This window comes from Corynebacterium stationis (genome assembly GCF_001941345.1).
GTDB lineage: Bacteria > Actinomycetota > Actinomycetes > Mycobacteriales > Mycobacteriaceae > Corynebacterium > Corynebacterium stationis.
Map to the genome: position 1 here is coordinate 1,706,663 of NZ_CP009251.1, position 10,719 is coordinate 1,717,381.

The 10,719-nt window shown below is 55.1% G+C and carries 11 protein-coding genes; 8 read left to right on the plus strand and 3 right to left on the minus strand.

All coding sequences use genetic code 11. The features are described 5' to 3' along the window. Positions 1-4: 4 nt before the first annotated feature. Together narJ and narI are read left to right on the plus strand one after the other, a co-directional pair. Positions 5-901: a nitrate reductase molybdenum cofactor assembly chaperone gene (narJ, locus tag CSTAT_RS07915; RefSeq protein WP_075723032.1), complete on the plus strand. Its 897-nt coding sequence runs from the start codon at positions 5-7 to the stop codon at positions 899-901. A gap of 13 nt (positions 902-914) precedes the next feature. Then, positions 915-1,730 (plus strand): respiratory nitrate reductase subunit gamma, encoded by an 816-nt coding sequence (gene narI, locus CSTAT_RS07920; protein ID WP_075723033.1) that lies wholly within the window; start codon positions 915-917, stop codon positions 1,728-1,730. 26 nt (positions 1,731-1,756) lie between these two features. Here the strand turns inward: narI and CSTAT_RS07925 are convergent, their stop codons facing one another. From CSTAT_RS07925 to CSTAT_RS07935, 3 genes are read right to left on the minus strand one after another with little or no spacing between them, the layout of a single operon-like run. Further along, positions 1,757-3,241, minus strand: a complete 1,485-nt coding sequence (locus tag CSTAT_RS07925) for a multicopper oxidase domain-containing protein (protein WP_075723034.1) — start codon at positions 3,239-3,241, stop codon at positions 1,757-1,759. 11 nt (positions 3,242-3,252) lie between these two features. Further along, positions 3,253-4,530 carry a beta-carotene 15,15'-monooxygenase gene (locus tag CSTAT_RS07930; protein WP_244892806.1) on the minus strand — a complete coding sequence of 426 codons (1,278 nt, stop codon included), beginning with the start codon at positions 4,528-4,530 and terminating at the stop codon, positions 3,253-3,255. Beyond that, positions 4,511-5,620 (minus strand): hypothetical protein, encoded by a 1,110-nt coding sequence (locus CSTAT_RS07935; RefSeq protein WP_075723035.1) that lies wholly within the window; start codon positions 5,618-5,620, stop codon positions 4,511-4,513. The genes CSTAT_RS07930 and CSTAT_RS07935 overlap by 20 nt, the downstream gene beginning before the upstream one ends. Positions 5,621-5,865: 245 nt before the next feature. Here CSTAT_RS07935 and CSTAT_RS07940 point away from each other — a divergent pair, with 245 nt between their 5' ends. From CSTAT_RS07940 to CSTAT_RS07965, 6 genes are all read left to right on the plus strand, one after another. After that, positions 5,866-6,642 (plus strand): helix-turn-helix domain-containing protein, encoded by a 777-nt coding sequence (locus tag CSTAT_RS07940; RefSeq protein WP_075723036.1) that lies wholly within the window; start codon positions 5,866-5,868, stop codon positions 6,640-6,642. Between the two features lie 149 nt (positions 6,643-6,791). Further along, a complete protein-coding gene (gene moaA / locus CSTAT_RS07945; RefSeq protein ID WP_228385364.1) occupies positions 6,792-7,880 on the plus strand; it encodes a GTP 3',8-cyclase MoaA in 1,089 nt (362 codons plus the stop codon). A gap of 11 nt (positions 7,881-7,891) precedes the next feature. Then, positions 7,892-9,208: a molybdopterin molybdotransferase MoeA gene (locus CSTAT_RS07950; RefSeq protein ID WP_075723037.1), complete on the plus strand. Its 1,317-nt coding sequence runs from the start codon at positions 7,892-7,894 to the stop codon at positions 9,206-9,208. Positions 9,209-9,226: 18 nt separating this feature from the next. Continuing rightward, entirely contained in the window at positions 9,227-9,703 is a 477-nt protein-coding gene (moaC, locus tag CSTAT_RS07955; RefSeq protein WP_066794755.1) for a cyclic pyranopterin monophosphate synthase MoaC, read from the plus strand. Then, positions 9,700-10,332: a molybdenum cofactor guanylyltransferase gene (mobA, locus tag CSTAT_RS07960; protein WP_075723038.1), complete on the plus strand. Its 633-nt coding sequence runs from the start codon at positions 9,700-9,702 to the stop codon at positions 10,330-10,332. Before moaC ends, mobA begins: the two co-directional genes overlap by 4 nt. Before the next feature lie 112 nt (positions 10,333-10,444). After that, positions 10,445-10,705: a DUF2249 domain-containing protein gene (locus tag CSTAT_RS07965; RefSeq protein ID WP_075723039.1), complete on the plus strand. Its 261-nt coding sequence runs from the start codon at positions 10,445-10,447 to the stop codon at positions 10,703-10,705. Positions 10,706-10,719: the final 14 nt, after the last annotated feature.

Below are 10,719 nucleotides of genomic sequence, written 5' to 3' on the forward strand. Positions count from 1 at the left end.
CACCATGGGTATTTTCGACAAGCTCAAGCTCCTGCCTGGTGCAGGAAAATTCACGATCTCTTCCCCACATCATCACTCACACCTACCTCCCCTAGACCACGACACTTTGGCAGGCTACGGCACACCCGCTGGCATGGGTGCGTCTGGCGGCGCCAAAGATGTCGAGCGCACCAGCCGCGCCACCATCAGTGCGCAAGTAGGCGCTGCCGATCCCAGGCGTACCCACACCGGCCGGATTCCGGCCGAGCTGATCACACCAGTTGCGGTAACTGAACACCAGCGCCGCACCGTCGCCATGGCAGTGTCTGTCCTGCTGCAGTACCCGGACGAGAATTTCCATGACACCGTCGCAGCGGTTGAACAGCACGTAGAGGATCTCCCTCAGGCGATCTCCGAGGATTTCCGCGAGTTCTTCAGCTGGGCGTATTCCGCTAGTTTGCGCGATGTCGAAGAGCACTACGTGGAAACCTTTGACCAGCGCCGTCGCTGTTCGCTGTTTCTTTCCTACTACGCAGTTGGCGATACTCGCCAGCGCGGAATGGCCATTTTGGCTTTCGGCGAGCAGCTGCGTTCGCTGGGCTTCGACTTTGATGAAAATGATGAGCTGCCAGACCACCTCTGCGTGGTGCTAGAGGCCCTCGGGCTTTCGGAAGGTTCATCGCATGAGCAGGCCGTGGAGTTTGTGGCCAGCTACCGGGACGGACTGGAAGTTCTCCGTGCTGCCTTAGAGCACACGGATTCGCCTTATGTCTCCCTCATCATTGCTGTGTGCCGCGCATTGCCGCGTGTCGATGCAGAGATCGCCCAGAAATACGTGGACCTAATCCGTACCGGCCCGCCCGCAGAGGTTGTGGGTATTGCCGATCTTCCATTCCCGACCGTCCAACCAGACGATCTATAAAAGGACTATCACCATGGAATACTTTGAAAATTTCCTCTGGGGCGCGTTCCCATGGCTGGCCATCGTCGCATTCTTCGTCGGTATCTTTTGGCGTTGGCGCACTGACCAGTTTGGCTGGACAACGCACTCTTCGCAAATCTATGAATCCAAACTGCTGCGCATGTCTTCGCCACTGTTTCACTGGGGCATGGTCTTCGTTATCGTCGGACACCTAATGGGCCTGGCCATTCCGAAGTCCTGGACTCGTTCGGTAGGGATTTCGGACCACTTTTACCACTTGATTGCCACTTATCCCGGCGCGCTGGCCGCGATTGCCACGGTTCTAGGCCTGGTCGGTTTGATCTATCGTCGCGTGGTTAATCGTTCGGTATTTTTGGCCACGTCTCGCTCAGACAAAGTTATGTACATCTTTTTGGGTGGAGCTATCTTATCGGGCACGATTGCTACATTCTCCTTGCAGCTTTTCGATACTTTGGGCACCAACGGCTATGACTACCGCGAAACCATTTCGCCGTGGCTGCGTAACCTGTTGATTTTCAACATCCAGCCTGAGCTCATGTCGAATGTCCCGTGGCAGTTTAAGGTCCATGTCCTGGCTGGCTTTACCTTGATAGCGGTGTGGCCATTTACTCGCCTGGTCCACGCATTCTCAGCACCAGTTGGTTATGTCACGCGTCCTTATGTGGTCTACCGCTCGCGTGATACCCGCACCACCGATATGCGTTCCCACGTTGCGTGGGAGCCAGTGCGATCTCCTGCTTCACAGCTAGACCGCAACTCCGAGCGCCGCGGCAACTCCGACCGCAGCCGCCCACCGCGCTCTTCCTAGCTAAAATTCCGGATTCGTAGATTCCTTCATTTTACGACCACGATTGACCCGCTCTGACCTTTCTCAGCGCGGGTCATTACGTGATTAACAAAGGTATAGGTTCCGGGTTCGTCGAAGGTCATTTCCGCAAAACCGCCCTGGGCTGGCAGCAGCGACAGGGCTTGGGAACCGGTTTCGGCCGTATCGCGCACCGTATACGCGCCTTCGGTAAATACGGTGTCAAAGACCTCGCCCACCACATGGAAACTCAACGGCTCATCGGGACCAACATTCATAATCCACATTCGGATCGTGTCTCCCACTTTCGCCTGCAATGGCTCCAACGCGTATTGCGATGGATAGTAGTTAAAAGCCATGAGGTCGAATTCGCCATTCGCAACGCGCTGTGGATCTGCGCCGACTTCAGATTCTCCTAAGAAGATCTCTGAAGCAATCATTGCGTATTCCGCATCAACATCCGCCAGCGCAAGTTCTGAATCTGCCGGCGGGTCAATAATGACTGCTCCAGCCATACCATTAGCGATGTGCAAGCTCATCGGCATCGTGGCGCAGTGATACATCCAGATGCCAGCCCGGCGTGCCGTGAACTCATAAACTACTTCTTCGCCGGGTTGAATAGTGGCCATTGCCTGATCTGGGCTGATTTCACCGGCGTGAAAGTCCAGGGAGTGCCCCATCGTTCCTTCGTTACGCAGGGTGATGCGGAAAGTATCTCCTATCGTGCCGCGCAAGGTAGGTCCTGGTGCTTGGCCGTTGAAAAGCCACTGTACCTGTTCAATCCCTGGTGCAACTTCACGCTTTTCTTCTGTAGCCACCCAGGTGTATTCGTGCACGGTTGTGCTCGGCGCTGGTTTTAAGCTGGCATCAAAAGCTTTAAAGCCTTCGCGTTGTGTTCCCAACTCCGCCATGCTCGGCACCGTCACGTGTGGGTTATCCCCCGCCACCACCTCATGATTGTGTTCGCCTGCGGCATTTCCTGCGGCATTCCCCGTCGCTGTCCCTGTGGCTGTGCCTGTGACAGTGACATCGAAGACCATGCCTTGGGAGTGATGACCGACAATTGTGCAATATCCTTGGATGCTTTCCCCAATGGGCGCAGTTTCTAGCACTGCCGTATTGCCGGGGTTCACGCGCCCGGTTTCATCATTGCCAATTTTTAGATCATGGACCTGGTCGCCGGTATTGGTAAAGGTGATTTTGAGGCTGTCTCCTGCTGCAATCTCTACTGAATTAGGCACAAAAGCCATGCCTTCGACCTCAACGTCGAGTTCTACAACCTCACCGGTGGATACAACAGACCGATCGTTTTGGTGCTGGGCCTGTCCCTCTCTGGGCAGGCCCGCATCTCCACCCGAAGAAGGCGTCATGGTGGTGACAATCAAAATGACCACAGCGGCAATTGCAAGAGCGATGACTAACCACGCTGCCCATTCAGCGCGCTTTTTGCTACCACCCGCGGCAGGCTGATTCGGCCTGTTGGGTGAAGAATTAGCCATAAGGTTTTGTGTCATGATGTCTTCCTTTAATGATGAGCTCTAATTAACGCACTGAGCAGGACGCCTATATGTCCGGCAATCCCTAATGCGATGAGTATGAGTCCTGCCTGCACGGCTGTCGATGCCGGAACCTGCGATGGGGATATCAGTGTCAGCACGGCGCCGAAGTTGATAAGCCCCAGCCGCGCCCAGCCGCCTAAATCGGCATATTGGCGTGCAGCTGTCACCACATGATTTCCGCCCCCGCGCAAGGTGGGTAATAGATGGAGCAATACCCCGGTGACCAATTGCAGCAAACCTGCGCCAAGAAAAGCTGGGGCTAGCGCACGCGTAATTTCTCTGGTTTCTTGCCCCAAGCCGACACAGACGGCATCGGCAGCACACAGCGCAACCAGCCAAATGACTCCTGCCATGACAGAAATCGCGGCAGCGCGCAGTCGTTGGTTCTTCGCAAAGATTCCGGCTAGCAATGGCTGCATGATAAGTACTGCAGCAACCACCATGAAAAGCTGCGAGATGCCCGCCCCGGTATTCCAGCTAGCAGCATAAAAGCCGCACGCCGCAATAAGTCCGCCGCTGTGTAATGAAAGCGCAAACGTACAGCGTTTCATCACTTGGGGCGGAATCTTCGTCGAGGTCAGCGTCGGCAACAAGGTCATGATCGTGCCCAAGACAGTCAGCCACGCGAATCCCCAAATGGTTAAGCGGGAATGAATTGCGATCATGCGGGTGTAATCGCCCACGCCATGACTCGCCACGACTGCCACCACTACCGCGGTGATGAGAAAAGCCAAGGCAGCGAGATAAAACGGCACCGTGGCAGCAAAATTCGTCGACAGTGACGTCCGCAGCATGCGAAAGATAACCCACAGATGCCACCCCGCAACAATGGTGACAAGTGTGGCACCAATATCAGAAAGCATCGACCACGTGCCTGTTGTGGTGTCGAGCAAAAGCACAATAAGCCCTACTTGCACCAGGCTAATGCGCACCATAATCGGCTGGTAAGAAGAGGTAGGCTGCCGCGTGAGTGCTTCGGCAAAGTGCAGCGAATAGGTCAAAATCGCTGTGGTCACCACTCCCAATGTGAAGGAGTGGACAATGGCCCACCAGGCAATCGTTGCTCCAAAATTACTGGCTATCACCAAGCCAATTCCGCACACCAACCACACTGAAATCAGGCCAAAGACAATGGTGTGCCAACGCCCGCGTGCTTTCAAAGACACATCGGTTACGCCAACGGGGCCTGCATGAAGACTTTTTCCTTGCTGCGGCATCCCTGAATTAGGCATTGCTATGTGCACGTTGTTTGCTCCTTTTCTTCCACGCCGCCCTCACCGCTAGCACGACTGCGGTGAGCAAAAATCCCAGCACCCCGACCGCATTGATAACCCCACCGAGCTGATGGCCTGGAACAAAATTTTGAGTATCGGAAACAATGCGCACAATCAGTCCCAGGTGCACAGCGGCAACGGGCACATAAAGCACTGAGTGATACGGCAGCGCACGATGCACCACCGCTGGAAGAATCACGGGAGCATGCGCAAAAATCATTGACAAGGTAAACCCGATAAACACAGCGTGAACCGCCGCGTCATAAACCAGCTCCCCAGGTAGAAATTGCGAGCTCATCCACAAAATTCCAGTAACAGCCAGCCACCCATAAGCAGCCAGCATGCACGCCGCCGAAAAGCGCGGGAGGCCACGTGAGCAAACAAGGTTGATAGCGACATCGACACGCACTGCTGCTAACGCGATGATGAGAAAGAGTGCTCCCATCACGGCAAGCCCAAGTTCTGGGGCAAGGATGAACACCAAGCTGGCAGCCACTAGCGCCAGGCATAGCGCAGTTAATAAAACATCCGCCGATGACTGCGCAATCTTCAGCTGCGCTAGTTCAACCCGCTCCCCAATGATGGTGGCTACGACAAATACCGCAGCCAAAGGCATGGCAGGTTCAAAGTCACCGGCTATAGCCCACTGAACAACAGAGCTTAAGATTCCAATAGTTCCGGCGGCTTGGATAACTACTTCCAGCGTCGATTGCCGGTGATAGATAAGGACGTAGCAGGCGCTAAGCGTAGCAAAAGACATGCAGAACGCTACCGCTGTTAGCTGTCGTGGGGCACCACTAATAAGGAGAACAACGCCCAAGGTATGAAAGGCAGGTGCGGCCCACGCCCACCAGGTCTTGGTCGCTACAGTGCGCTCCATGACAATGGCACCTGCTATAAAACCGAAAATCATCAACGGGCCGTGCTCGATCGCTTTGGCGTCAAAAGGCCGCGGAACTGTGAGTCCTAAAAGAGCTAGTCCAGCGCCGAGGCCAATAATTAAAGATATGCCGGCGAATGCCAAAAAGAAGGCACGATGAGCAACCCATTTCTTTTCCACGGGTTTTATAGTACTTATTATTCAAGAAGCTTTGAAGTTTTCGTATAAACATCACAGCGGGAGTTAAAAATTAGGGCATATACTGGTTCTTTCCCTTACGGAAGTATCGACCATAGAAAAGTGTTGGTTATTTAATTCACCGATTGTCACGGTAGTATCTATTCAATCTCATCGTGCTAACACTGCATGATTTATCGGAGAAGAAACCTCCAAATTTTTACCCTCAAGAAAGGACGCTGATTCAGATGACCAGCAGTGCTGCGACTTCTTCCTCGCGCGTCCCCCGCTCCAGCTCTGATCTGTTCCCCGAGTCTTTGGGATTATCACCCAAACAGCGCAAAGTCCTAGACGCGCTGCACGAATTCCCCCAAGGCGCGAAGATTTCAGAGATCGCCGAAATGCTGGACTCGCACGTCAACACTGTACGCAGCCACCTCGACGAGCTCATTGCCAAAGATGCAGTTCAGGTCATGCCCGCGCCAGCCCAGGGCCGCGGCCGTCCGTCGTTTGTATTCCACGTTCGTGCACCAAAGACTGAAACCATCGCCGAAGAGTATGTCTCTCTCATCGGCGTGCTCACCAGCATGCTGGTGGACCAAGAAAACTTGACCCCGGAAACCTATGCGCAAGCACTCAACGTTGGCCGCCAGTGGGCCCAGACCATGGAGAAAAAGGATCCCAAAGGCGCAGCTCCTGTCGGAGTTAGTACAGAAAAGGACGCCTTAGAATCCCTATTTGCCAAGCTTCGAGACCTCGGCTTCGATCCATCACCACCGGCAGGCGATTTAGATTCCGCGCAAGGTTCCGACCTTGATTTGCACGCTTGTCCACTGACCGTCAATGGCACACGTCCGCATCCTTTCGTGTGCGCCGTGCACGAAGGTTTCTTGGGACATCTCACCGATGCCGACGTCGATCCGCGCTTGCGCCTTGAGCTACACCCATTATCACGTCCTGGCGTGTGTTCCATTAACCTCAGCACGCATCGTGGCCAAGCATCCGGGCCGACTGCAGAAGAATAAACAGGTATGGTCCAGGCGCGCCTTTCAAACTGGGTTTTTCGGTGTTTAAAGCCTAGACTGGATAGAACATGACTACTCAGATTTCTTCCCTCAATCCCCATGAAGGGCAAGCAGCTGAGAACCATTCAGTGTCTCTTGGCCTTCCCCAGATGGGCCTTTCGCACGCCTCGAGTACTTCGCTCCCGAAGGATTTACCAGCAGCCAAGGCTGATGGTTCCCGCAGTTTGCTAGATAAGTATGGCCGCGTGGCGCGTGACTTGCGGGTTTCTTTGACCGACCGTTGTAACCTGCGCTGTACTTACTGCATGCCAGCAGAAGGTCTGGAATGGATGGCCACGGAGCACACGCTTGACGATGATGAAGTGATCCGCCTTATCACCTTGAGCGTGACCAAGTTGGGGATCCGCCAGATTCGTTTTACTGGTGGTGAGCCGCTGTTGCGGAAGTCTTTGGAACATATCATTGCGGAGACTAAAAAATTACGTACCGATGAGGGCCTGCCGCCTTCAATTGCGCTGACCACTAACGGTCTGGGGCTGGAGCGTCGCGTACACCAGCTCAAGGAGGCTGGGCTAGATCGCGTCAATATTTCGCTCGATACCATCGACAAGCAGCGCTATGCGCAGTTGACCCGGCGTGACCGGCTCGATGGCGTGTTCAAAGCTATCGATGCCGCCATCGAAGCTGGTCTTAATCCAGTCAAGATTAACGCCGTGGTGATGCCAGGGATTAATGAAGATGACATCGTGCCGCTGGCGAAATTCGCGCTGCGCAAAGGTGCCCAGCTGCGTTTTATTGAGCAAATGCCGCTGGGACCTCGTGAGCAGTGGAAACGCTCGGATATGGTCACTGCTGATGATATTTTGCGCAGGCTTAGCGAAGAGATTTCGCTTACCCCCGCCGAGGAACCACGCGGTTCTGCTCCAGCACAACTATGGAACGCAGAGGTGTCCTTAGATAAAAATATTTATGAGGGCAATATCGGCGTTATCGCCTCTGTCACCCGGCCGTTTTGCGGCGATTGTGACCGCACGCGTTTGACCACTGATGGCGCTGTGCGCAACTGTCTCTTTGGCAACTCGGAGACCTCCCTGCGCGATTTGATGCGTGCTGGTGCCAGCGACGAGGAACTGCTTGCCGCGTGGGCTGGAGAGATGTGGCGGAAGAAGCCCGGGCACGGAATGGATGATGAAGGCTTCTTGCAGCCAGACCGCCCGATGTCTGCCATCGGTGGCTAAGATCGGCTTTTATGAACCCGGCGGATCCTTCTACCCCACCTGCTTTAGATGTGCGCACCATGGAGCAGCATCGCGCAGCGATTTTATCGCTGGCACCAGTGCCCGATACCGAAACTATTCCGGTAGATGTCAACGCCTTATCGCGCATACTTGCCGCGGATCAGCAGGTTATCAATGCTATCCCACCTTTTGATAACTCGGCGATGGATGGATTTCTTCTCCACCGCGCTGACCTCAAATCTACGGGCAGCGCCACGCTGGACGTTGTCGGTGATGTCGCCGCGGGCGATGCTCCTCTTACTCCACCCGCTGGCGCTGCGGTGCGGATCATGACCGGGGCGCCAGTGGATACTTCGACCGCGGACTTAGTCATCGTGCCTGTTGAGTACACCAATATCCCCGCCGGCCCGCAGCCGCTGCCCGCGGAAGTCCACGTGGAGAATTTTGATGCAGCTAAGTTGCACATCCGGCGTAAAGGCGAATCCCTAAAAGCGGGTACGCTTTGTGCACACACTGGTCAAGGTATTGATATTGGTCTGCTGTCCACGTTAATTTCTGCTGGCATCGCCGAAGTTGAAGTCTATGCTGCACCGCGAGTGGCCGTGATTTCTACCGGCAAAGAATTACACCCTACTGGTGAGGCGCTCGCTCCCGGCAAGATTCCCGATTCCAATAGCCCCATGGTCGCAGGCCTTGTGCGGACCTGGGGCCCGGCACACACCACGATTGCCCAGTGCGACGATGATCCAGAAAAGCTGCGCGCTCTTTTTGAACAACTCGCCGCTAATCACGATGTCATCATCACCACTGGTGGTGTGGCCGTGGGAGTCTACGACGTGGTGCGCGAAGTCTTGCTCACTTATACCAACGACTCCTGGTTTGGCCGGGTAAATCATAAACCTGGTTCCCACCAAGGGGCGTCGTGCTGGACTAACGATGCTGGCCGTCGTGTCCCCGTGGTTTCTTTGCCGGGAAATCCGGTTGCGGCATTTATCTCCTTTGTTCTGTATGTGCAGCCCCTGCTGGATAGGATTGCCGGAAAACCTGTCCTGGCTCCGCCTGCCAAAGCTTCGCCAGCGACAGTCGAAGGCAAGCTCTGTGGCGAGCTTCCCAAAGTAGCTGACCGCGACATACTTGTCCCAGCCATCGTGGATTTCACGGCTACCCCGACGACGGTGACGCCATTTAATGGCCGCCATGTGGGCTCGCACATGATTAGTGCTCTGGTCGGAGTAAATAGCGTGCTGCATCTCGTCAGCGGGGGTCGTAAATACCGGGAAGGCGATATGGTGGAAGCCATCCTGCTGCCCACCTCGAACCATATTTAGAAAGATTTAAGGTTGTCCATGAAATTTACCCACCTTGATAATGCCGGCGATGCTTACATGGTCGATGTCACGGAAAAAACGCCGACGGTGCGGGCAGCAACTGCGCAAGGAGAAGTAGCGTGTTCGCCTGAGGTGCTTCAAGCCCTGCGCGAAGGCACTGTTCCGAAGGGCGATGTCTTAGCTGTCGCGCGCATCGCTGGCATTGCCGCAGCAAAGAAGGTGCCGGAATTGCTGCCGCTGGCGCACACGATTGGCGTGCACGGGGCCAAGGTAGATGTAGAAATCTTAGAGGACCATGTCTTTATTGAAGCTACGGTGCGCACCGCTGACCGCACCGGCGTGGAGATGGAAGCGCTCACGGCGGTCAACGTGGCAGCGCTCGCGATTATTGACATGGTCAAAGGTGTAGACCGCAGCGCATTTATCCGCCGTTGCGGCATTGTCGCGAAGTCTGGGGGTCGCTCTGGCGATTGGTCACGGGAGCTTCCACAATGAACCAGACGGCGAACCAGGCTCAACAGCCACGCTTAGCCACGATTGTGGTTGCCGGTGGTCAAGGCACGCGAATGGGTGGCGTGGACAAGGCCAGCGTTAAAGTACACGGGGTAAGGCTCGTCGACCGTCTCATCGCCCAGTTGCCCTCTGCAACTGATTATGTGGTGGTCTCCCCGCGTGAGTTGGGTCTGCCTTTAACGTGTGAGCAACCGCCTTTTGGCGGCCCCGTCGCAGGAATCCACGCAGGTTTTGAATATCTCCTCCACCGCCACCCCGACTTAGAATTCATCGCCACGTTACCGGTTGATGCCCCGGATTCCCCGCAGATTCTCCCCCGCCTTTTTGCCGCCATCACCGCTGATTCAAGCGCCGGCGTAGCGCTTATTCGCAGTCAAGATGGTAGCTTGCAAAATCTCTGCGGAATCTGGCGAACCTCCGCACTTAAAAACGCCTTCGACCAGTTAGGCAGCCCCCGCAATCAATCCGTGCGACGCCTTCTAGCCCAAGCCGGACGGATCATCGAGGCGGAAGGCACCGGCGAAGAACAAGACTACGACACTCGCCAAGAAGCGGATGCCTATATCTCCTCGGCCTCAGAGAACGTCCGCTGTGCCAAGCTTGATCATTAACCCCGATTGAGGGACAGATTATTTACTAGTGGATCCGTGTTTAATGCTCATTCTAGGATGGATGGGGTAATAAAAAATACCCCGAGAAGAACGAGTAGAAAAGGCCACGCTCATGGAACTTAACCTCACTGAGGCCAACAAGGTCGAGGAAATTCCCACCCTGCAGGCGAGCCTCATCCGACATGCCATCCGCCACGGTGCCATTCACGGCGCATTGAGCAACCGCCAGGTCGGAGAATCTTTGATCCTGGTTGCTCCTCATAATCCAGTGCCTTTGCTGCGCGAAGTCGAAGCCCGCGAGGAGAAGTTCGAATTGGAATACCTCAAGGAAGAACCACGCGAATACCACATCAAGTTTACCCGGGTTTCCTAATCTTCTCGGAAACC

Coding starts and splice junctions, on each gene's coding strand:
- narJ (WP_075723032.1), top strand. CDS start 5: ATGGGTATTTTCGACAAGCTCAAGCTCCTGCCTGGTGCAGGAAAATTC.
- narI (WP_075723033.1), top strand. CDS start 915: ATGGAATACTTTGAAAATTTCCTCTGGGGCGCGTTCCCATGGCTGGCC.
- CSTAT_RS07925 (WP_075723034.1), bottom strand. CDS start 3,241: ATGACACAAAACCTTATGGCTAATTCTTCACCCAACAGGCCGAATCAG.
- CSTAT_RS07940 (WP_075723036.1), top strand. CDS start 5,866: ATGACCAGCAGTGCTGCGACTTCTTCCTCGCGCGTCCCCCGCTCCAGC.
- moaA (WP_228385364.1), top strand. CDS start 6,792: ATGGGCCTTTCGCACGCCTCGAGTACTTCGCTCCCGAAGGATTTACCA.
- CSTAT_RS07950 (WP_075723037.1), top strand. CDS start 7,892: ATGAACCCGGCGGATCCTTCTACCCCACCTGCTTTAGATGTGCGCACC.
- moaC (WP_066794755.1), top strand. CDS start 9,227: ATGAAATTTACCCACCTTGATAATGCCGGCGATGCTTACATGGTCGAT.
- mobA (WP_075723038.1), top strand. CDS start 9,700: ATGAACCAGACGGCGAACCAGGCTCAACAGCCACGCTTAGCCACGATT.
- CSTAT_RS07965 (WP_075723039.1), top strand. CDS start 10,445: ATGGAACTTAACCTCACTGAGGCCAACAAGGTCGAGGAAATTCCCACC.